Here is a 21076-nt window from a genome sequence, read left to right on the forward strand (position 1 = left end):
ATCGAGACGCAGCGGTTAATTCGAGGAGAACACACGATGATGCACACAGGTTCGACGAGCAGCAGCCCCGCCACCGTCGTCATCCTCGCCGCAGGGATGGGCAGCCGGCTCGGCCGCTCCCTCCCCAAGCCGCTCACGCCGCTCAGCGACGGGCGCACGATCATGCAGCAGCAGTTCGACAACATCCACCACGCCTTCGGCACGAAGGTCCCGGTGAGCATCGTCGTCGGCTACAAGCTCGAGCACATCATCGAGGCCTTCCCCTCGGCGACGTTCGTCTACAACGAGCAGTACGACCAGACCAACACCTCCAAGAGCCTCCTCCGCGCGCTGCAGGCGAGCGGGCAGGGCGGCGTGCTCTGGATGAACGGCGACGTCGTCTTCGACCCGCGCATCCTCGACCGCGCGGCCGCGCTGATCGCGAAGGACGTCTCCTTCGTCACCGTCAACACCTCGAAGGTGTCGGACGAGGAGGTCAAGTACACGACGAGCGCCGAAGGTTTCATCCAGGAGCTCTCCAAGACGGTGCGCGGCGGCCTCGGCGAGGCGGTCGGGATCAACTACGTGTCCGCCTCCGACAAGGCCGCGCTGGTGCGCCAGCTCGCCCGGGTCGACGCCCAGGACTACTTCGAGCGTGGCATAGAGTTGGCGATCGAGCAGGACCGCCTGCTCGTCGAGCCGATGGACATCTCCGACCTCTACGCCGTCGAGGTGGACTTCGCCGAGGACCTCGAGCGCGCGAACCTCTTCGTCTGACGCTCCCGGCTCCTCCCCCGGCTCGAGCGGAGCCGACGGGAGGAGTCGCGCAGTGAGCACGGCCGACACCCTCGCGACCGAGACGGCGCTGCGCCACCGGCGCTCCCGGGCCTGGCGCTACCGCCACTCCCTCTGGCTGCTCACCAGGCGCGACCTCACCGTCCGGTACGCCACGAGCGCGCTCGGCTACGTCTGGTCGGTGCTCGACCCGCTCGTCATGTCGGGCATCTACTTCTTCGTCTTCACCGTCGTCTTCCAGCGGACCGTCGGCGAGGACCCGTACATCGTCTTCCTGCTCGCGGGCCTGCTGCCGTGGATGTGGTTCAACCAGGCGACCTCCGACGCGACCCGCGCGTTCCTCCGCGAGGCGAAGCTGGTGCGGTCGACGTCGATCCCGCGGACCATCTGGGTCGGGCGGATCGTGCTCTCGAAGGGCATCGAGTTCGTGGCGAGCCTGCCGGTGCTGGTGCTCTTCGCCGTGATCGCCGGCGCGCACCTGACCTGGGCGGCGCTGCTGTTCCCCGTGGCGATCCTGCTGCAGGCGGTGCTCACGCTCGGCGTGGGTCTGCTGGTGGCCCCCCTCGTGGTGTTCTTCCGCGATCTGGAGCGGGCCGTGAAGCTCGTCCTCCGGTTCCTCTTCTACGCGTCGCCGATCATCTACTCCACGGCCAACCTGCCGGAGCAGATCCGGCCGCTCGCGGCGCTCAACCCGCTCAGCGGGATCTTCGCCCTCTACCGCTCCGCGTTCTTCGAGAGCGAGCTCGACGTCCCGCTCATCCTCGCCTCCGCGGGCATCTCGGTGCTCGTGCTGGCGCTGGGCCTCGTCGTCTTCCGCCGCTCCGAGCGCGCGGTGCTGAAGGAGCTGTGATGGCCGACGCCCCGGTGGTCATCGAGTGCCGCGGCCTCGGGATCCGCTTCCGCCGCAACCGGCGGGGCCGCCGCTCCTTCAAGGACCTCTTCGCCGGCCGGTCCCGCCGCTCGCGGCCCGGCGAGTTCTGGGCGCTCCGCGGGCTCGACGTGCAGGTGCGGGCGGGCGAGGCCATCGGTGTCGTCGGCCGGAACGGTCAGGGCAAGTCGACGCTGCTCAAGCTCGTCGCCGGCGTGGTGCTGCCGGACGAGGGCGCGGTGGAGGTGCGCGGGGGCGTCGCTCCGCTCATCGAGATCACCGGCGGCTTCGTGGCCGACCTGAGCGTCCGCGAGAACGTCTACCTGACCGCGGGTCTCCACGGGATGTCCAAGCGCGAGGTCGACGCGCGCTTCGACTCGATCATCGAGTTCGCCGAGATCGGCGACTTCCTCGACACCCCCTACAAGCACCTCTCGAGCGGGATGAAGGTGCGCATCGCCTTCTCCGTCGTGTCGCGGCTCGAGGAGCCGATCATCCTGGTGGACGAGGTGCTCGCGGTCGGCGACAGGGCGTTCCGCGAGAAGTGCTACGCGCGGATCGAGGAGCTGCTCGCCTCCGGCCGCACCCTCTTCTTCGTCTCGCACAACGAGCGCGACCTCCGCCGCTTCTGCACGCGCGGGCTCTACCTGGACAAGGGCCGCCTGGTGCTGGACGCGCCGATCGAGGAGGTGCTCGCGCGTTACGCTGAGGACTACGCGCCGACACCGCGGAGCAGCACGGCGCCGGCCGAGGGCCCGCCCGTCCAGGGCACCGTCTCCGACGGCTGACCCCTCTCGCACGCGGCACCCGAGGACGCAGGAGTGCACGACATGGCCCAGAAGGACCGCAAGCGCGAGCGCGCCGTGGAGAGGGCCGGCGAGGTGGAGCAGGCCGACGGCTCCGAGAACGCGCAGCTGGCGAAGCTGCTCGACCGGCTCCTCGCGGTGCAGCGCCCGGCCGTGCTGGCGAACATCCGCCTGCTGCGGCGCCGGCGTCCCGGGGCGACTCCGGAGCAGATCATCACGTCGCTCGAGCGGCAGTACCTCTCGAGCGTGGCCGCGGGAGGCGCGGCGATCGGGGCGACCGCCGTCGTCCCCGGCATCGGCACGGCCGCCTCGGTGGCTCTCTCCGGCGCGGGAGCCGCAGGGTTCCTGGAGGCGAGCGCGCTCTTCGCGCAGTCGGTGACGGAGGTGCACGGGATCCCGCTCGAGGACCCGGACCGCGCGCGGGCCCTCGTGCTCACGCTGATGATGGGCTCCTCCGGCAGCGAGATGGTACGCCAGGTGGCCGGGCAGGCCGTCGGCGGGGGCAGCGGCCTCAACCAGTACTGGGGCTCCGTGGTCACGAAGGGCCTGCCGTCCTTCCTCGTGGGCGAGCTGGCGGACCGCGCCAAGAAGTCCTTCGCCAAGCACTTCCTCGCCCAGCAGGGCGCGGGCCTGGTCGGCCGGGCGATGCCGTTCGGGATCGGAGCGGCACTGGGCGGCGTCGGCAACGCGATGCTCGGCCGCAAGGTGATCCAAAGCGCGCGCGATGCGTTCGGGCCGGCACCGCAGGCGTTCGGCAACACCCTCGTGCTCGAGCCGACCCGCGCCGAGCGGAAGGCGCTGGCCGCCGCGCCGGCCGAGCCGCTGGCGCTGTTCGTCCGCGACTACGGCGGAACGGGCGAGCGGACGGCGCTCCTCCTCCACGGCCTCGGCTCCGACTCCCGGATCTGGTACGCCCTGGTCCCGACGCTGCACGAGCACGGCTACCGCGTGGTGGCCCCCGATCTCGCCGGTCACGGCGGCTCGCCGGCGTCGCCCGTGTACTCGCCGGAGCGCTGGGCGTCGGACGTCCGCGCCTCGGTGCTGCAGACCCCCGACCTTGTCATCGGCCACGGCCTCGGCGCCGTCGTCGCCGCCCGGCTCGCCCCCGAGTACGGCGCCGACCGGCTCGTCCTGCTCGACCCCGCGTTCTCGGACGCCCGGGGACTGGCGGGCGCGCTCCACCGCGGCGGCTCGGTCGCGCACGTCGAGAAGGGCGACGCCGACTCCCTCCGCCACCGCCACCCGATCTGGACGGACGAGCAGATCGAGCTCGACGTGTCGGCCCACGCGCTCTGGGAGCAGGACTCCGCCGTCGGGCTGACGGCACGGGGTGCGGCCGAGGCCCCCGAGACGTTCCCCGTGGCGACGCTCGCCGTGATGCCGGAGGACCCGCTGGGCCACGGCTCGCTGGGCGGCGTCCTCGCCGGCCGCGGCGTCGAGGTGCGGACCGTGCCGGGGGGCGGGGCCTCGATCCTCCGCGAGGACCGCGCGGCGCTGATCGCGGCGCTGGAGGACCGGATCTAGCTCAGGATCTGCTCCAGCTCAGGGCCTGCTCCGCGCGCGATGGTCCGGAGCCGTCGGAGGCGTTCGGTCAGCGTTCCCGAGGCCGGCGCCCGGGCGCGACGAGCGGCATCCCGAGCACGGTGCGGACGAGTCCGCCGCCGTCGCGGTCCTCGGCGATCACGCGGAGGCCGGTCTTCTCGGCGACGCGCCTCGAGGCGGCGTTGTCCGGGTGCACGAGCGCCACGAGTCGTCCCGCGAGGCGGTGGGCGAGCGCGAGGTCGCGGCAGGCCGCAGCCGCCTCGGTGGCGTAGCCGCGGCCGTGCAGACCGGCCCGCACGTGGTAGCCGACCTCGAGCTCGATCCCGCCGTCGACGCGCTGCCAGGTCAACCCGCAGTCGCCGACGAACTCGCCGTCGAGGGTCTCGACGATCCACAGCCCGAAGCCGTGCTCGCGGTAGTTGCGCCGGTTCCACTCGATCCAGGCGGCTGCCTGCTCGCGGTCCTTCGGCGCGGGGTAGTACCGCATCACGACCGGGTCGCCGAGCAGGTCCGCCATGTCGGGGAGGTCCTCGGCGGTCATCTCACGGAAGCGCAGCCGGGCGGTGGCGGCGGGGATCATCGGGTCGGGCTGCTCGGCCTGCGACTGCGGAGACGGCGACCGGGACCGTCGTCGAGCGCTCGATCCATCCGGCCGCCGCCCCCGGCCCTACTTCTCCGCCTTGGCGGCGGCCTTCGCGGCCTGCTTGGTGGCGCGGACCTTCGTCAGCGACTCCGGAGAGACGATGTCGGCGACCGAGCGGAAGGCGCCCTCCTCTCCGTAGGCGCCCGCGGCCGAGCGCCAGCCCTCCCCCGAGAATCCGCGCTGCTTGCCGAGCAGGGCGAGGAAGATCCGCGCCTTCTGCTCGCCGAAGCCGGGCAGCGCCTTCAGACGCGCGAGGACCGTGCGGCCGTCGGGCTCGTCGCGCGTCCAGACCGCCGCGGCGTCGCCGTCCCAGTCGTCGACCAGAGCGCGGCAGAGGACCTGCACGCGCCCCGCCATGCTCGCCGGGTAGCGGTGGATCGCGGGCGGAGTCCGGCAGAGCTCCGAGAACGCGTCCTCGTCGAAGCCCGCGATCGACGCGGCGTCGAAGGAGGCGCCCTCCGCCTCGAGGCGCTCCTCGATCTTGCGGGGCCCGGAGAAGGCCGTCTCCATCGCGACCTGCTGGTCGAGGAGCATCCCGATCAGCAGCGCCAGCGGGTCGCGGCTGAGCAGCGCGTCGGCGTCGGGATCGTCGGTGATGTGCAGGGCGGAGTCGCGGGTCATCCTCCAGGGATACCACGGACGGCCCCGGCGGCGAGCGCGCGGACGGTCCGGTCGACGAGGTCCAGGGCCGCAGCGAGCTCGAGGTCGCCGACATGGCCGTAGCCGAGGACCAGCGCCTCGGTCGCAGCCCGTCCCGACAGGGCGTACTCGTGCAGAGTGGCGACGAGCAGTCCCTCCCGGAGCAGCGCGGCCGCGACGGCGTGCGCGTCCAGAGGCGCGGGCAGGGAGAGGACGACGTGCAGACCCCCGTCGAGTCCGCTTGCGCGCCCCCACGGCACCGACTCCCCGAATGCGTGGACCAGCTCACGGCGGTGGGCGTAGCGCCGTCTCGAGCGCGTGAGATGCCTCCGGAACGCCCCGCTCGCCATGAACTGCGCGAGCGCCGCCTGCGTCGGACCCGAGGCGGAGGCGTCCTTCTCGTCGTCGAGGCCGGCCAGCGCCGCGCGGAGCCAGGACGCCGGCGGAACGGCCAGGTAGGCGATGCGGAGCCACGGCGAGACGGTCTTCGAGAACGACCCGACATGGGCGACTCCGCCGCCGGAGTCGAGCGAGGCGAGCGCGGGCAGCGGGGCGCCGACGTAGCGGAACTCGCTGTCGTAGTCGTCCTCCACCACGAGCAGGGGGCCGGCCGACGCGCGGCGCACCAGCTCCAGGCGCTCGGCGAGGGCGAGCCTGCCTCCGGTCGGGTACTGGTGCGACGGAGTCACGACGACCACGTCCGCGCCGGAGCTCGCGAGAGCGTCGAGGTCGATGCCGTCGCCGCGCACCGGGACGCCGACGACCTCGTGCCCGTCGGCGCGCAGGCGGCGCCGGACGGCCGGGTAGCCGGGGTCCTCGACGGCGACGCGCACCTCGCGTCCGAGCGAGGCCGAGGCGGCGCGGGCCAGGAGCGCGACGGCGCCCGCGGTGCCGCTGGTCACCACCACGTCCGACGCCTGCACGTCGACGCCGCGGGACCGGCGCAGCTGCTCGGCGATCTGCTCCCGCAGGGCCGGGTCCCCGGAACCCCGAGGAGGCGCCGAGGGCGGCGAGGCGAGCGCCAGGCGCCAGGCGGCCCGCCACTCCGGGGTGTCGAGGGCGCGGGTGTCCGGCCGGCCCGGCCTCAGGTCCGCCGCGGCGGGCGGGACGACGGTCTCCCGGGACTCCGGCCGCGGCTCCTGCGGCGCCGTCGCCAGCAGTCCGTCGGAGGCGACCGTCACCGCTGCGCGCGGGTGGGCGACGAGGTAGCCCTCCCCCACCAGCTGATCCACCGCGGCGACGACGGAGCCCCGCGAGACGCCGAGCCGCTCGGCGAGCACGCGGCTCGACGGGATCGGATCGCCCGCCCGGTAGCGCCCGTCCAGCACCGCCTGGCGCAGCGCCTCGGCGAGCCCGGCGCGGACCGAGCCGCGCGGCGACGGCCCGAGGAGGAGCGGGATCTCCAGATCGCCCGACGCCATCGACCGCTCCGCTCTGGACCACTCCGATCGCGGCCCAGTGGCATCCTGGCAGATCCAGTCGGCGCGGGACGATTCCGACATGGACAGCCTCCCCGTCACCGACCGCACCCGCGTCTCCCGTCTCCGCGACCGCCAGCGCACCGATCCCGCCGAGCTGCACGCCCTGCTCGACGAGGCGCTCGTCGCCCACGTCGCCGTCGTGCGGGACGGCGCCGCGATCGTGCTGCCGATCCTCTTCGCCCGCGACGGCGACTCCCTCCTGCTGCACGGGTCGAGCGGCGGAGGACTGCTGCGGGAGGCGGCGCGGCACTCGCTCCTCACCGCCTCGGTCACGCTGGTCGACGGACTGGTCGTCGCCCGCTCCACCTTCGACAGCTCGATGAACTACCGCTCGGCGATGGTGATCGGCCGGGCCGAGGCGCTGGAGGGCGAGGAGAAGGCGCGGGCCCTCGATCTGCTGGTGGCACGCCTCCTCCCGGGGCGCGACGAGGAGGTGCGAGCGAGCACCGCCCGCGAGATCGCGGCCACGCTGGTGCTGCGCCTCCCCCTGGCCGAGGCGAGCCTGAAGGTGCGCGCGCACGGAGCCGGCGACGAGCCGGAGGCCGGGGTCTGGGCGGGCGTCGTGCCGCTGGTCACCCGCACACTCGCGCCGGTGCCGGCTGAGGAGGGCGTCGCGGTCCCGGAGTCGGTCCGCCGCTTCAACGCTGCGGTCGACGGCGCGGTGCCGCCCTGGCGCTGAGCGGACCGGCCGTCGCGGTGCGGTCCGCTACTTGGCGTCCTGACGGGGGAAGACGACCTTCTGCACGACGATGATCACCGAGGCCGCGACCGGGATCGCGACCAGGGCGCCGAGCACGCCCGCGATGGTGCCGCCCGCCACCGCCGCGATCACGACGACCGCACCGGGGACCGAGACGGCCTTGTTCATGATGCGGGGGCTGAGGAGGTACGCCTCGACCTGCATGTAGACGAGGTAGTAGATCGCGGCGACCAGCGCGGTCAGCGGCGAGGCCAGGAGGCAGGCGAGCGAGATGATCACGGCGCCCGAGAGCGTGCCGACCAGCGGGATCAGGGAGCCGAGGAACGCGACGCAGGCCAGCAGCGCCGGCACCGGGGCGCCGATCGAGAGCAGCAGGATGAACGTGAGCACGCCGTTCACGCCGGCGAGCGAGACCTGGCCGACCACGTAGCGGCCCACGGCGCCGGTGATCTCGTCGCCCACCTCGTGCGCCTTCGCGCGGTGCGAGGCGGGGGCGAAGCGGTAGGCGACGGCCTTCATCGAGCGCAGCGACGCGAGGAAGTACAGCGTCAGGATCAGCACGATGACGGCGCCGGTCACGCCGCTGGCGATCCCGGTCCCGACCGCGATCAGTCCGCCGCCGAGCGAGAGCAGGTTGTTGGGGTTGCCGATGAAGCTCTGGACGCTCTCGATCAGCTCGTCGATGTCGATCACGCCGCGCAGCTGCTGCTCGAGGTCGAGCACCCACTGCTGCGAGGCGATGTCGGTGACGATCTGCGGGGCGCTCGTGACGAACATCGTCAGCTGCTCGACCAGGATCGGGATGATGTAGACCAGCAGGCCGGCGAAGATCAGCACCACCGCGGCGAAGACCGCCGTGATCGCGAGCGGCCTCGGCAGGCGCTTGCTCTCGAGCCAGGAGACCAGCGGATCGAGGCCGAGCGCGAAGAACAGCGCCACGAAGATGTAGGTCAGCACCGTGCCCAGCTGCACGACGAGGCCGCCCAGGACGAGCGCCACCAGCACGCCGAGCGCGCCGAACAGGCCGATGCGGAAGGAACGGATCGTGAAGACCGGCTTCTCCGGGTCGGCGGAGACCACGATGTCCGGCTCGACCGCGGGCTGGGCGGGTGCCGACCGGCGCCGGCGGGAGCGGGCGAAGGCGCGCGGGGTCATCATGGGACGAGCGTAGCGGGGCGCCGGGAGGCCACCCGGCGACCGGCCCACCCTTGACGCGGCCGCTCGAGCGGTGCTCCCGCCCGCTCAGCCCTCCGGATCGTGGTCGTCGACCGCGCCGTCGCCCCGGTGCAGAGCGGCGTGCCGCTCCCACTCGGTGAGCAGGTGCTCGATCGCCTCGTGGAAGCGCCGCGTGGCCGCTCCGGGCGACGTGTCGCCGAAGTAGCGGTGCACCCAGCGCTCCAGCCGCTCGACCGACTCCGGATCGTGCTCGGCGCTGTCGATCCGCGCGATGATCGCGGAGGCGTCCTCGGCGTGCAGCCACTCCGCGTCGCCGAGGTAGCCGCTCTCGTCGACCTCGGCCTCGGCGCTGACGGGCCGGGTGACCAGCAGCGGGCGCCCCGTGGCCAGACGGTCGTAGACCATCGCCGACACGTCGAGGATCGCGAGGTCGGCGGCGGCGAGCTGCCAGCCGAGCTCGGCACCGGTGTCGTGCACGTGACCGGCGCGCGGATCGGCCGCGTTGGCGGCGGCGATCATCGCGACGATCGCCCGGTCGGCCGCGGCGTAGTCGGAGTCGACTGCGCCGCTGCGGGGATGCGGGCGGTAGACGAGCCGGAACCGCGGGTCGGCCAGGAGCCCGCGCACCAGGGCCGTGCCGTGGCTCCGGATCGAGCCGTAGCCCGCGGCGGGGCGGTCGCCCTCCCAGGTCGGCGCGTAGAGCACCACGCGGCGCTCGTCGGGCGTGAACGGCACGGCGCCGGCGAAGTGGTCCGCCTGAGGACGGCCGATGGCGAGGGCGCGCCTGTCGAAGTCGTAGTCCCAGAGCACGCGGCGCAGCCGGGCGAGGGCGGCGTCCCCGGCGATCATGCTGTAGTCGTACGCCTTGAACTGGTTCGTCGTCATGTACATCTTGTCGCTCTCGCCGTGATTGACGAAGACGTGCCAGCGGCGCCCGTAGCGCATCATCTGGAAGTTGCGGGCGTTCTGGTTGACGTAGAGCACGATCCGCAGCGGCTGGCTCGCGATGGTGCCCTCGAGGTCGGCGACGGAGCGGACGTAGGCGACGGGGACCGGGCTCTCGCGCAGCAGCACCTCCGCGGCGCCGGCGTTGCGGCTGAGCAGCACGACCGGGTGCGTCTCCGCCAGCTCGGCCAGCGGCCGGTACCACTGCCGCAGCTGGTACAGGTTGATGTCGCCGTCGGCGAAGTAGACGCCGATCTCGAACCGGCCCTCGGGCAGCGGCCCGCGCTCCGCGAGCAGCCGGGTCACCGCGTGGCGGGCCCGGCGAGCCGCGAGCAGCTCGCCGCCCACCTTGCGCGCGAGTCGCGCGTCGGTGCGGAGGCGGGCGATCAGGGCACGGGGAGCGGGAGTCATCCGCCCCAGGGTACCGGCGACGGCCCCCGCGCCGGGGGCGTCGCGCGGGCCGATCAGGCCGGGGTCACCCTCAGCCAGACGAACTGCAGCGGAGCGAGACGGAAGCCCTCGCGCAGGTCGACCGCGATCTCGGTGACCAGGTCGACCGCCTCCGCGGCGAACCCGACGAACCGCTCGGCCGCGACCTCCTGGACCTCGTCCGACACGTTCGCGAGCACGAGCACCGACTCCCCGTCGCCGGGGCGCTGGTAGCCGAGCACATGGTCGTTGACCGGGTCGAAGACGCTCAGCTCGGTGCCCGCGAACATCGGCACGGCCTTGCGCACGGCGATGAGGTGCAGCAGCCCGCCGAAGACCTCGCTCGCGGCCGTCCCCGGGACCTCGCGCTCGTCGTAGCGCTCCGCGGGGCGGCGCGGCCGGTTCACCCAGCGCGAGTCGCCGGCCGTCGTCGGGTCGTCGAGGTAGCCGTGGTCGTTGAGCTGGCCGACCTCGTCGCCGAGGTAGAGCAGCGGCAGCCCGCCGGTGCTCAGGGCGATCGAGTGCGCGAGCAGCACGCGGTCGATCCCGTAGGCGTCGCCCGCCTCCACTCCGGCGAGGGACGCGGTGGTGCCCGAGACGCGGCGGTCGCCGGTGCGCGGATTCTCCTGGAACGGCACTCCGCGGGCGAACGTGCCGTCGAACCGGTCCGTGTAGAAGTCGTTGAGGAACCGGCGGTGGCCGGCCGCGTCGATCCCGAGCTCGGCGGCGTCCTCGTCGGCGAAGGTCCAGCCGATGTCGTCGTGCCCGCGCACGTAGTTGACCCAGGCCGTGCCCTCGGGGAGGGCGTGCCGGCGCTCGAGGGCCTGCGAGAGGAGACGGACGTCGCGGGTGGCGAGCGCCTCCCAGGTGAGCGCCATCTGCAGCGGGTTGTACGAGAGCTGGCACTCCTCGACGTCGATGTACTCGATCACCTCGTCGGGGTGCACGATCGCCTCGGACTTGAACAGCAGCGCCGGAGCGGCCAGGCGGCAGACCTCGTTGAACGCGCGCAGCAGCAGGTGCGCCTGCGGCTGCGACTCGCAGGTGGTGCCGAGCTCCTTCCAGATGAACGCGACCGCGTCCATCCTCAGGGCGTCGACGCCCTGATTGGCGAGGAAGAGCATCTCTCCCGCCATCGCCCGGAACACCTCGGGGTTGGAGTAGTTGAGGTCCCACTGGTAGCGGTGGAACGTGGCCCAGACCCAGCGCCCGTCCTCCAGCTGCACGAAGGAGCCGGGATGGTCGTCCGGGAAGATCTCGCGGGTCGTGCGCTCGAAGGCGTCGGGCTGCTCCCGGTCCGGGTAGATCCAGTAGTAGTCCTCGAAGCGCTGCTCGCCGGCGAGCGCGCGCTGCGCCCACTCGTGCTCGTTCGAGGTGTGGTTGAAGACGAAGTCGACCACGAGTGCGATGCCCTGCTCGCGCAGCTCGGAGGCCAGCCCGCGGAGCTGCTCCATGTCGCCGAGGCCCGGTCGCACGCGCCGGTAGCTCGAGACCGCGTAGCCCCCGTCCGACTCGCCCTCGGGCGCATCGAAGAGCGGCATCAGGTGCAGGTAGTTCAGGCCGATCTCGCGGAAGTACGGGATCTCGGCGCGCAGCCCCTCGAGGTCGCCCGCGTAGCGGTCGACGTAGCAGACCCCGCCCAGAGCCTTGTTCGAGAGGAACCAGGTCGGGTGCTGCTCGCGGGCGCGGTCGAGCGCGCGGAGCTCCTCGGGCCGCTCCTCCCAGGAGGCGGCGGCGAGCTCGACGATCGCGACGAGCTGGTCCTCGAGGTCGTCGCGGCCGGCGTACACCGTGGCGAGCAGATCGACCAGGCGCGGGAGGTGCTCGTCGAGGCGGCCGGAGAACTCGTCGTCGACGGCGCCGAGGCGCTCGCGAACCGCCAAGAGGAGGTCCGGTCCGGCAGGGGTCGTCTCCGCCTCGGCGCGCTCGGGCGGGGAGAGCTGGGTCGAATCGAACACCGTCGTCCTTTCGGGGGCCCCGGCGGGGGCGGATTCCCCGATGCTAGACGATCGGCGGACGCCCGGCGAACGCCATCCGGAGCACCGTGCGGGCCGAGAGGACGCGCCGGCCGCCCGGATCCGAGCGCCATCCCTCCCGCCAGCCGGCGAACCAGGCGCGCAGGGCGGCCGGGTCGCGACGCCAGCGGAGGCACTGGATCGCGGTCCAGGACCCCACGTAGACGAGCGCCAGAGGTGCGGCGAGGTTGCGGCGGGCGAGCCAGACGCGGTTGCGCGCGTTCAGCCGGTAGTAGTCGGCGTGCCGGGTCGGCTGGATGACCGGGTGCTGGGCGACGAGCTCTCCCGCGTACCAGGCGGTGCGACCCGTGTCCCAGACCCGCCAGGCCAGCTCGATGCCCTCGTGGGCGTAGAAGAACGGACCCGCCCAGCCGCCCGTCCGGGCGAACACGTCGCGCCGCAGCACGACCGCTCCCTCCCAGACCGAGAAGACGGGGCCGGAGCGGCGGGGGTCGCCCTTGAGGATCCGCGGGATCCAGCGCCGCGGGCTCGGCGTGCCGTCCGTGCTGTCGACGCGGGGCTGCACCAGGCCGATGCGGCGGTTCGAGGCGAGCAGCGCGATCGCGTCGACGAGGAAGCGGGGAGACGGGATCCGGGCGTCGTCGTCGAGGAAGAAGAGGTACTCCCCCGCGACGGCGTCGACTCCGGCGTTCCGGCCCGCGGGGATGCCGAGGTTCTCGGGCAGCGCCAGGGCGCGCACTCCCTCGGGCAGGCCGTCGGGCTCCCAGCCGTTGCCGACGCAGACGACGTCCAGCTCGACGCCCTCCTGCGCGAGGACGCCGGCCAGCCCCGCGGCGAGGTCGTCGGGCCGGGTCCCCTGCGTCAGGACGACGACGCCGACCCGCGGCTCAGGAGCGGACACGCTTGGACGCCATGATCGCGACGAAGTGGCCGACCAGGGCGAGGAGGGCGAGCGGCAGCAGCGCCCCGACGAGGACCCGGTCGGCCGTGCCAGCTCCGACGACGAGGCCCACGAGGGCGGTCGCGAAGGCCAGCATCGTCAGCTCGACGGAGTGGTAGAGGCGGTGGAAGGGCAGGAAGCGGGCCGCGCGGCGAAGCCTCGCCAGTCCGGACGAGGACGGCACCGCCTCGCCCTTCGTGTCCGCCAGCTTCGTGAGACCGGCGTTCGCGCGCGCCACGTGCACCATGTCGTTGAGCGCCTTGTTGAGGACGATCACCAGGGCCAGGGCGAAGCCGATCGTGGTCCAGAGGAAGTCCGCCGGCGCCTCGAACGGGACGCCCGCCGCCCGCAGCCCGAGCGCGATCGGGATCAGCGCCTCGGTCGTGTAGTGCCCGACCTTGTCGAGGAACACGCCCGCCGGCGAGGACGTGCGGCGCCAGCGCGCGACCTCGCCGTCGCAGCAGTCCACCAGCATCTGCAGCTGGCCGAGGAGCAGCGCCAGCGCCGCTCCGGCGATCCCCGGGATCAGGAGGGCTGCCGCCGCGCTCCAGCCGACCAGGATCATCAGCCCGGTGACGCCGTTCGCCGAGATCGAGGTCTTCAGCAGCAGCCAGGTCAGGTAGGGCGAGAAGCGGCGCAGGTAGAGCGACGCCGTCCAGTGCTCGGCGTTGCGGCGCCCGCGCACCTCCGGGGGCTGCGCGACGGCGCGCAGCTCGGCGATGGAGCGGGGTCTCGTCGTCGAGGTCATGCGCCCCTCGGCGAGTCGGACCGCGGCTGGTGGCGGTGGGCGGAGATGTTGCTGGTCAGCCCGGCGAAGCCGAGCACGAAGCCGGTCCCCCAGGCCACGTGGACCGCCGGGATGACCACGGCGAACCACAGCATCGCACGCGCGCCGTCCGGCCGCGCGACCACGAGAGTGGCCGCCGCCACCAGGAGGAGGTAGGCGGCGGGCACCGCGAACCCGAGCAGGAGCCAGGGCGCGGCTCCGGCGAGCGCCTGGACGACTCCCGCCAGCCCGACGAGCAGCCCGATCGCGAGCATCGCGACGAGGACGGGCGGAGCGAAGTAGCGCAGCGACCGCGAGGCCGGGAACATCCGGGTGAGCTCGCCCCGCCACATCCCGGTCGAGAGGAACTGCCGGAGCAGCGCGCGCATCGAGGGCCGCGGCCGGTAGGTGACGGTGAGGCGCGGAGTGAACCAGACGACCTCGCCGCGCTCGCGCAGCCGCCGGTTCAGCTCCCAGTCCTGCCCGCGCTTGAAGCGCTCGTCGAACAGGCCGGCGCGCTCGAGGGCGGAGCGGCGGAAGACGCCGAGGTACACCGTGTCGGCCGGGCCCTCCTCGCCTCCCACGTGGTGGGGCGTGCCGCCCAGCCCGATGCGGGAGCCGTAGGCCCGGGCGACCGCGCGCTGGAACGGGGTGAGGCCCTCCGCCGCCATCACTCCGCCGACGTTCGCCGCTCCGGAGCGCTGCAGCGCCTCGACCGCCGTGCGCGCGTACTCGGGCGGCAGGACGGAGTGCGCGTCGACCCGGACGACGACTGGGTGGCGCGAGGCGCGGATCGCGGCGTTGAGGCCCGCAGGAGTGGAGCCGACCTCGTTCGGCACGACGCGGATCCGCGGGTCGGCCGCGCTCAGCTCGGCGACGAGCTGCTCCGTGCCGTCGATGCTCGGGGCGACGGCGAGGACGACGTCGAAGGGGCCGGTGTAGTCCTGGTGCAGCAGCGAGTCGACCGCGGCGCGCACGTGGGCGACCTCGTTGAGGACGGGCATGACGTAGGAGACGCCGGGCAGGTCGGAGAGGTCGTCTTCCGGGATCTCGTGCTGCATGGGTCCAGTTCGTGCGGGAGGAGCGCGGGCGCAGGGATCCACCACCCTACCAGCGGGGAGCGCCGCGCCCCGGGCCGGGCCCGGACGCGGAAAAGCCCCCCGGGGACGGATCCTCGAGGGGCTGTGCGCGGCGGCGGCGCACAGCCCCCCGGGGACGGATCCTCGAGGGGCTGTGCGCGGCGGCGGAGGGTCAGCCGGCGGCCATCTGGCCGAGCGTCGCCTTCGCCTGGTAGCTCTGGCCGTTGCGAACGTAGGTCAGCTCGACCGCGGCGTTCGCGGCCTGCGCGCGGACCTGCGCGGTGAGGTCGGACGCGCTCGTGATCGGAGTGCTGTCGATCGCGGTGATGATGTCGCCCTTGGCGAGACCGGCCGCCTGCGCGGCACCGCCTCCGGAGACCTCCTCGATGCGGGCGCCGAGGACGTCCGCGGTCGAGTCGGAGACGCTCGCGCCGAGCAGGCCGTGCGAGGCGGAGCCGTTCGCGATGATCTCCTTCGCGATGCGCTCGGCGATCGCGCTGGGGATCGCGAATCCGACTCCGATGTTGCCGGACTGGCCGCTCGAGGAGGACTGGCCGGCGCTCGCGATCGCGACGTTCACGCCGATCAGCTCGCCGTCGCTGTCGAGCAGCGCGCCGCCGGAGTTGCCCGGGTTGATCGCCGCGTCGGTCTGGATGACGGGCAGCGAGATGGTGCTCTTCGCCTGGGTCGGCGCCTGCTGGCCCGGGATGTCGAAGTTGAACGGGCTCTCGGTGCCGCCGCTCGAGCTGTCGCCCGAGTCGTCCGGAGCCGCCGAGGAGGCGACCTGGATGCTGCGGTTGAGCGCGCTGACGATGCCGTCGGTCACGGTTCCGGAGAGGCCGAGCGGGGCGCCGATGGCGACCGCCGTGTCGCCGACGTTGATCTTGGTGGAGTCCGCGAACGTCATCGGGCTGAGGTCGGTCGCGCCGGTCAGCTTGATGACGGCGAGGTCGAGGGTCGGGTCGGTGCCGACGACGGTCGCGTCGAAGATCCGGCCGTCGCTGGTCGTGACCGAGACGGTGCCGTTCGCGATCTCGCCGTCGAGGGTGACCACGTGGGTGTTGGTCAGGACGTAGCCGTCCTTCGAGAGCACGATGCCGGAGCCGGTGCCGGCGGACGAGCTGCCGCTCACCGCGATGGTGACGACGCTCGGAGTGGCCTTGGCGGCGACCGCGGTGGCGGTCGTGGCGTCCTCGGCGTTGTTGACCGTGATCGTCTGCGAGCCGCCGGCGGAGACCACGCGGGTCCCGCCGCCGTTGGAGGCGGACCAGAGGCCGAACACGCCCGCTCCCGCGACTCCGCCCACGACCGCGCCGATGGCGAGCGCCGCGACGACGCCCACTCCGGCGCGGCGCTTCGTGGCGGTGGGGGCGGGGGTGTACTCGGCGTCCGGGCCGAAGGGGCTCGAGGAGGGCGGCTCCTCGGAGCCGTGCAGGGTGTTCGCCGCGGGCGGCGCGTACTGCCCGTAGCGGGCCGGCTGGGAGACGGGCTGCGCCTCGTTGCCGGCCGTCGCGTTCGGCGTGTACGGCGGCTGGGTGGCCGAGGAGGAGGGGTAGGGGACGGTCGGGTTCTCGCTCTCGCGGTGCGCTCCGCCCCGGTGGATCGGCTCGGTGGGCCCGGTGGTCGAGGACGACTCTCCGGAGCTCTCGCCGGGGGTGCGCTCGGTCGCCTCTCGGGCGCCGGACTCCGTCGGCGTGGTGGGTTCCTCCGGCTGACGAGGACCCTCGTGACTCTCGGTCATGGGTGCTGCTCCTTCCAAGCGGGGATAGCTTGGCGATCGTACCTGGGGGTTTCTTATGACGGGCCTGCGAGCGGGAAATGAAACCGGCCGGACTGCTCGAGCGGGCACACTGGGCACGTGAGCATTCCCGGATCCTGGTCCCGCGCCGCGGCGGGCGCCGGCCTCCTCGGCCCCGGTGGCGAGGTCGCCGCCACCGTCTTCAGCGAGATGAGCGCGCTCGCCCTGCGCACCGGAGCGGTGAACCTCGGCCAGGGCTTCCCGGACGAGGACGGCCCGCGCGAGATCCTCGACGCCGCGCGCGACGCCATCGCGTCCGGGCTCAACCAGTACCCGCCGGGTCCCGGCTTCCCCGTCCTGCGCGAGGCGATCGCCGCGCACCGGCTGCGCTTCTCCGGGATCTCCCTCGACCCCGACGGCGAGGTCCTCGTCACCACGGGCGCCACCGAGGCCCTGGCCGCGGCTCTGCTGGCCCTGCTCGAGCCGGGCGACGAGGTCGTCACCTTCACTCCCCACTACGACGCCTACGGAGCCCTGATCGCCCTGGCAGGAGGGGTGCATCGCACCGTGCTCCTGCGCGGCCCCTCCTTCGCGGTCGACCACGACGAGCTGACCGCCGCAGTGAGCGACCGCACGCGCGTCATCCTGGTGAACGACCCGCACAACCCGACCGGTGCCGTCCTCCCGGCCGAGACCCGCGAGCTGATCGTGCGGCTCGCCGAGCGGCACGACGCCGTGATCCTGACGGACGAGGTCTACGAGCACCTGCGCTTCGACACCCCGCACGTCCCGCTGGCCTCCCTTCCCGGAGCCTTCGAGCGGACGCTGTCCGTCTCCTCGGCGGGCAAGACCTTCAGCACCACGGGCTGGAAGATCGGCTGGGTGACGGGCCCGCGCGAGCTGATCACGGCCGTCCTCGCCGTGAAGCAGTTCCTCACCTACGTCAGCGGCTCGCCGTTCCAGGGGGCCGTCGCCCTCGGGCTCGGGCTCCCGGACGCCTTCTTCACCGGCGCGGCGCAGACTCTTGCGGCCAAGAAGGACCTGCTGTCGGCGGGCCTGGCTGCTGCGGGCTTCGGCGTCGCGCCCTCCTCGGGCGGCTACTTCGTCGTCGCGGACGCGGCACCGCTCGGCTACGACGACGGGGTCGCGCTCTGCCGGGCGCTCCCGGATCTCGCGGGAGTGGTGGCGGTGCCCGTGTCGGCGTTCTGCCGCCCCGAGGACGCCGCTCCCTACCGCTCGCTCGTCCGCTTCGCCTTCTGCAAGCGGTTCGAGGTGCTGGAGACCGCGGTCGCGGGCCTCGCCCGCATGGCGCGCTGAGGAGCCGGCCTCAGCGGATTCGGTCGGATGCCCGGCGCCGTCGGGCCGGGGGCGGCGGTCAGAGCGGCAGCACCCGGAAGCGCCGCAGCGCCAGAGCGGGGTTCTTCGCGCGCGCCGCGTCGATCCGCTCGCGCGAGACCCAGGCGACGGCGACATCCTCGACCTCGCCGAGGGTGACGGTCTCGACGCCCATCGGATCGACGATCATGCTCGTGCCGACCCCGATCGGCGGGGTCTGGTCGGCTGCGACGAGGTACACCGTGTTCTCGAGCGCGCGGGCGGTGACCAGCGTCCGCCAGTGCGCCTCCTTGAGCGGGCCGCGCACCCACTCGGCCGGTGCCGCGATGACGTCGACCCCGGCGTCGACCAGCCAGCGGCTGACCTCCGGGAAGCGCAGGTCGTAGCAGGTCTGCAGCCCGACGACGAGGCCGCCGACCTCGAACGTCTCGGGTGCGGCGATCTCCCCCGCGGCGACCCACTCCGACTCGGTCTGGCCGAAGGCGTCGTACAGGTGCAGCTTGCGGTAGCGGGCCACGAGCGCGCCCCCGGGGTCGAGCGCGACGAGCGTGTTCGCGATGCGGCGCCCGTCCACCGCCTCGACCATGCCCGCCACGAGGTGGATCCGGAGCTCGCGCGCGAGGGCCGCGAGAGCCGTGACGAACGGGCCGCCGAGCGCCTCGCCCGCCGCGACCAGCTCGGGCCCGAGCGGATCGGTGAAGGCGGAGCTGTACTCCGGCAGCACCACCAGGCTCGCGCCGCGCTCGGCGGCGATCCGGGCCAGGCGCCCGATCGTCGCGATGTTCGCCTCCCGGTCCGTCGAGGGGGCGAACTGCGCCACGGCCATGCCGACGGCGCCGGTCATCAGCTCGGCGGGTAGAGGAAGAGGGCGACCTGGGAGGCCGGGATGGTGCGCTTGTGGTACGCGTGGTCGTTGCCCCAGTTGTACTCCTCGAGCGAGACCGTGCCGTCGGAGTTGACGGCCTGCACGTACGCGACGTGGTTGCCGGTGAACCAGGCGACCGCGCCGGGGACGGGCGTGCTGCTGGTCACCCAGCCGTGGGAGGCCCACTGGCCGGCCCACGCGTAGGCGCTGCCCCCGCCCGGGGTCATGTTGCCCCAGGTCCACTTGAAGGGTGCGCTCGTCGAGCCCTGGTCGCGGTTGATCCGCCAGGCGACGAAGTCGACGCACTCGCGGTAGTAGTACCGCAGCGGCGAGAGGCCGCCGCCCTGGTCGTCGGTGAGCTGGTCGCGCCAGGGGTAGTCGTCGCCCTCCTCGCGGGGCGTGACCGAGGTGCTGGTGCCGCCGCTGCCCGCGGCGGCGCCGTCCGCGCCGGTCGTGCCTGCCGCGGCCTGCGCCTCCTGGGCGAGGCGGGCGGTCTCGGCGTCGCGGGCGGCCTGCTCGGCGGCGGCGAGCGCGCGCGCCTGGGCGGCCGCCTCGTCGAGCTGGGCCTGGGTCGGTGCGGTGAAGGAGTCGCGGACGACCTGCTCCTGGACCGCGGTCGGCGCGACGGTGAGCTTCTGGTTGCCGAGCGCCTGCACGCGGGCGGCGGCCTCGACGGCGGCCTGCGAATCGGGTGCCGGGTCGAAGGAGTAGGCGGGGAGCGCGGAGACCGCCACGAGGCCCGCGATGGCGGCGAGGGCGACCGTGCTGACGGTCGCACGGAAGACACGGCCCCGGCGGCGCCGCACGGGGCGGACGGGCGTGAGGACCGGAGTGGCGACGCGTGCCGCGGGCAGCGCGTGCGGCGCCTGCCGCGGGCTCCGCCGGGTCGGGCGGTCGCCGAGCCCCTCGTTCGAGCCGTCGTCTCCGCGTTCGTCCCTCACAGCAGCACCCCTCGCATCGGGGTCGAGCCTAACGTGCGGGCCGGTCCGGCACACGCGTCGGCGCGGAGCGTCGGGAGGCCGGTCCGCGGATGCGGGTCGCGCGAGACCGGCTCGCGGTCGGCGGCGCCGCGGGCGGATCCGACGGTGACGCGGACGGGCGACCGGAGTAGCGTCCGGAGCGGAGCGGGCGCGACGGTGCGGCCGCGGGACGGAGGACGGCGATGATCCGGAGCGAGAGGGCCTTCAGCGGCTTCAGCGTGGACGACGTGGAGGCGGCGCGGGCCTTCTACGGCGGAGTGCTCGGGCTCGAGGTCGAGCTGAACGCGATGGGGATCCTCGACATCCGGCTGCCGGGCGGAGGCCGCGCGATCGCGTACCCGAAGCCGGACCACGAGCCGGCGTCGTTCACGATCCTGAACTTCTCGGTGGAGGACGTCGACGTGGCGGTCGCCGAGCTGCACGCGGCAGGCGTCACCACGGCGATCTACGACGACCCGTCGCTGCCGACCGATGCGGACGGAGTGATGCGCGGCCACGGGCCGACGATCTGCTGGTTCCGCGATCCGGCGGGCAACGTGCTGAGCGTGATCGAGGGCGACTGAGGTCTCGGCCCGCGCACTGTCAGCCGCGGGAAGCACGTCCGCGACCCGTGTTAACGACGAAAGCCGGCCCTTCTCAGGACCGGCTTTCGCTTTCTTGTTGCGGGGGCAGGATTTGAACCTACGACCTCTGGGTTATGAGCCCAGCGAGCTACCGAACTGCTCCACCCCGCGGCACAAGAAGAGACATTACACGCGTTCCGGCGCCGGTGCAAATCGACGCGGCGGTGGGAGCGGGCTCCGGTCTCAGGCGGGCTTGGCGGCGCGCAGCACGGCGCTCCCGTCCACGCTCAGCCCGACCGCCGTCAGGGCGGCTGCGAGCTCGGACGAGGTGCGCGACCAGGTGCGGACGTCGGCGTCGATGAGAGCGGACGACGACGGGGCGACGAGCACCGCGCCGCCGGGGGCGACGAACCACTCCACCAGCCGCGCCCACTCCTCCAGGTCGGGGAGCCACGAGACGACGCCGGCGCTGCAGAGCACGACGTCGAACGAGTCGGGCTCCGGCAGCATGTGCCGCAGCTCGTAGAGGTTCGCGCAGACGAAGCGGGCGGAGCCGGCGAGGTCCCTGTCCGCGGCGGCGGCGCGTGCTCGGCGCACCGCGGGCATCGAGAAGTCGACGCCCACCACGCGGGCGCCGCGCTCGGCGAGCTCGAGCGCGTCGAGCCCGTCGCCCGAGCCGAGCTGGAGGATCCTCGGCCCGGGGTCGAGGAGCGCCGCGGTGACGAGCTCCGGGTGGAGCGCACCCTCGCCGGTGCGCTCCTCCCAGTACGTGCGGTTCAGCTCGAGCCACTCCCCCGAGCGGAGGTGCTCGCCGCGGTCGACCTGCACCAT

The 21076-nt window shown here is 73.4% G+C and carries 20 protein-coding genes and 1 tRNA gene; 7 read left to right on the forward strand and 14 right to left on the reverse strand.

Annotated features, from left to right (window positions below):
* The first annotated feature begins 39 nt into the window (after positions 1-39).
* Genes C5C29_RS06635 through C5C29_RS06650 form a run of 4 tightly spaced genes read left to right on the forward strand, consistent with a single transcriptional unit; the run spans position 40 to position 3972 of the window.
* Positions 40-756 carry an NTP transferase domain-containing protein gene (locus C5C29_RS06635; protein WP_104226983.1) on the forward strand — a complete coding sequence of 239 codons (717 nt, stop codon included), beginning with the start codon at positions 40-42 and terminating at the stop codon, positions 754-756.
* A gap of 52 nt (positions 757-808) precedes the next feature.
* Positions 809-1624: an ABC transporter permease gene (locus C5C29_RS06640; RefSeq protein WP_374953048.1), complete on the forward strand. Its 816-nt coding sequence runs from the start codon at positions 809-811 to the stop codon at positions 1622-1624.
* The gene (locus tag C5C29_RS06645; RefSeq protein WP_104226963.1) at positions 1624-2430 is read left to right on the forward strand and encodes an ABC transporter ATP-binding protein; all 807 of its coding nucleotides are present in this window, start codon (positions 1624-1626) and stop codon (positions 2428-2430) included. The genes C5C29_RS06640 and C5C29_RS06645 overlap by 1 nt, the downstream gene beginning before the upstream one ends.
* A 42-nt stretch (positions 2431-2472) precedes the next feature.
* A complete protein-coding gene (locus tag C5C29_RS06650; RefSeq protein ID WP_104308141.1) occupies positions 2473-3972 on the forward strand; it encodes an alpha/beta fold hydrolase in 1500 nt (499 codons plus the stop codon).
* 67 nt (positions 3973-4039) lie between these two features.
* Here C5C29_RS06650 and C5C29_RS06655 read toward each other — a convergent pair whose 3' ends face one another.
* The 3 genes from C5C29_RS06655 to C5C29_RS06665 form a co-directional block, all read right to left on the reverse strand.
* Positions 4040-4570: a GNAT family N-acetyltransferase gene (locus tag C5C29_RS06655; RefSeq protein ID WP_104247834.1), complete on the reverse strand. Its 531-nt coding sequence runs from the start codon at positions 4568-4570 to the stop codon at positions 4040-4042.
* Between the two features lie 87 nt (positions 4571-4657).
* Positions 4658-5254 (reverse strand): HhH-GPD-type base excision DNA repair protein, encoded by a 597-nt coding sequence (locus tag C5C29_RS06660; RefSeq protein WP_104223574.1) that lies wholly within the window; start codon positions 5252-5254, stop codon positions 4658-4660.
* The gene (locus C5C29_RS06665) at positions 5251-6693 is read right to left on the reverse strand and encodes a PLP-dependent aminotransferase family protein (RefSeq protein ID WP_181074935.1); all 1443 of its coding nucleotides are present in this window, start codon (positions 6691-6693) and stop codon (positions 5251-5253) included. The genes C5C29_RS06660 and C5C29_RS06665 overlap by 4 nt, the downstream gene beginning before the upstream one ends.
* A 79-nt stretch (positions 6694-6772) precedes the next feature.
* On the opposite strand from C5C29_RS06665, the gene C5C29_RS06670 reads away from it, so the two are divergent.
* The gene (locus C5C29_RS06670) at positions 6773-7432 is read left to right on the forward strand and encodes a pyridoxamine 5'-phosphate oxidase family protein (protein WP_104223576.1); all 660 of its coding nucleotides are present in this window, start codon (positions 6773-6775) and stop codon (positions 7430-7432) included.
* Positions 7433-7459: 27 nt separating this feature from the next.
* Here C5C29_RS06670 and C5C29_RS06675 read toward each other — a convergent pair whose 3' ends face one another.
* The 7 genes from C5C29_RS06675 to C5C29_RS06705 form a co-directional block, all read right to left on the reverse strand.
* Positions 7460-8611: an AI-2E family transporter gene (locus C5C29_RS06675; RefSeq protein WP_244229611.1), complete on the reverse strand. Its 1152-nt coding sequence runs from the start codon at positions 8609-8611 to the stop codon at positions 7460-7462.
* An 84-nt stretch (positions 8612-8695) separates the two neighbouring features.
* The gene (locus tag C5C29_RS06680; protein WP_258062262.1) at positions 8696-9985 is read right to left on the reverse strand and encodes a hypothetical protein; all 1290 of its coding nucleotides are present in this window, start codon (positions 9983-9985) and stop codon (positions 8696-8698) included.
* A gap of 53 nt (positions 9986-10038) precedes the next feature.
* Positions 10039-11961, reverse strand: a complete 1923-nt coding sequence (locus tag C5C29_RS06685; RefSeq protein ID WP_374953990.1) for an amylosucrase — start codon at positions 11959-11961, stop codon at positions 10039-10041.
* Positions 11962-12004: 43 nt separating this feature from the next.
* Positions 12005-12880: a glycosyltransferase family 2 protein gene (locus C5C29_RS06690; protein ID WP_104308142.1), complete on the reverse strand. Its 876-nt coding sequence runs from the start codon at positions 12878-12880 to the stop codon at positions 12005-12007.
* Positions 12867-13667 carry a CDP-alcohol phosphatidyltransferase family protein gene (locus C5C29_RS06695; protein WP_104308143.1) on the reverse strand — a complete coding sequence of 267 codons (801 nt, stop codon included), beginning with the start codon at positions 13665-13667 and terminating at the stop codon, positions 12867-12869. The genes C5C29_RS06690 and C5C29_RS06695 overlap by 14 nt, the downstream gene beginning before the upstream one ends.
* Entirely contained in the window at positions 13664-14746 is a 1083-nt protein-coding gene (locus tag C5C29_RS06700; RefSeq protein ID WP_181027226.1) for a glycosyltransferase family 2 protein, read from the reverse strand. Before C5C29_RS06700 ends, C5C29_RS06695 begins: the two co-directional genes overlap by 4 nt.
* A 190-nt stretch (positions 14747-14936) precedes the next feature.
* Positions 14937-16505, reverse strand: a complete 1569-nt coding sequence (locus C5C29_RS06705; protein WP_104308144.1) for a S1C family serine protease — start codon at positions 16503-16505, stop codon at positions 14937-14939.
* Between the two features lie 117 nt (positions 16506-16622).
* On the opposite strand from C5C29_RS06705, the gene C5C29_RS06710 reads away from it, so the two are divergent.
* The gene (locus C5C29_RS06710; RefSeq protein WP_104308145.1) at positions 16623-17819 is read left to right on the forward strand and encodes an aminotransferase class I/II-fold pyridoxal phosphate-dependent enzyme; all 1197 of its coding nucleotides are present in this window, start codon (positions 16623-16625) and stop codon (positions 17817-17819) included.
* A 58-nt stretch (positions 17820-17877) separates the two neighbouring features.
* Here the strand turns inward: C5C29_RS06710 and C5C29_RS06715 are convergent, their stop codons facing one another.
* Positions 17878-18681, reverse strand: a complete 804-nt coding sequence (locus tag C5C29_RS06715) for a carbon-nitrogen hydrolase family protein (protein ID WP_104308146.1) — start codon at positions 18679-18681, stop codon at positions 17878-17880.
* Complete coding sequence (locus tag C5C29_RS06720) at positions 18681-19643, reverse strand: CHAP domain-containing protein (RefSeq protein ID WP_104308147.1); 963 nt, start codon at positions 19641-19643, stop codon at positions 18681-18683. Before C5C29_RS06720 ends, C5C29_RS06715 begins: the two co-directional genes overlap by 1 nt.
* Before the next feature lie 221 nt (positions 19644-19864).
* Between C5C29_RS06720 and C5C29_RS06725 the strand changes: the two genes are divergently transcribed.
* Complete coding sequence (locus C5C29_RS06725; RefSeq protein ID WP_104308148.1) at positions 19865-20245, forward strand: VOC family protein; 381 nt, start codon at positions 19865-19867, stop codon at positions 20243-20245.
* Between the two features lie 97 nt (positions 20246-20342).
* On the opposite strand, the gene C5C29_RS06730 is transcribed toward C5C29_RS06725, so the two are convergent.
* Positions 20343-20416: transfer RNA gene (locus C5C29_RS06730), tRNA-Met, on the reverse strand.
* A gap of 72 nt (positions 20417-20488) precedes the next feature.
* Positions 20489-21076, reverse strand: coding sequence for a bifunctional 2-polyprenyl-6-hydroxyphenol methylase/3-demethylubiquinol 3-O-methyltransferase UbiG (locus C5C29_RS06735; protein WP_104308149.1), 588 nt, complete (start codon positions 21074-21076; stop codon positions 20489-20491).

Origin of the sequence: Rathayibacter sp. AY1H2, assembly GCF_002931985.1 — a bacterium.
In the GTDB taxonomy this organism is placed as follows: Bacteria; Actinomycetota; Actinomycetes; order Actinomycetales; family Microbacteriaceae; genus Rathayibacter.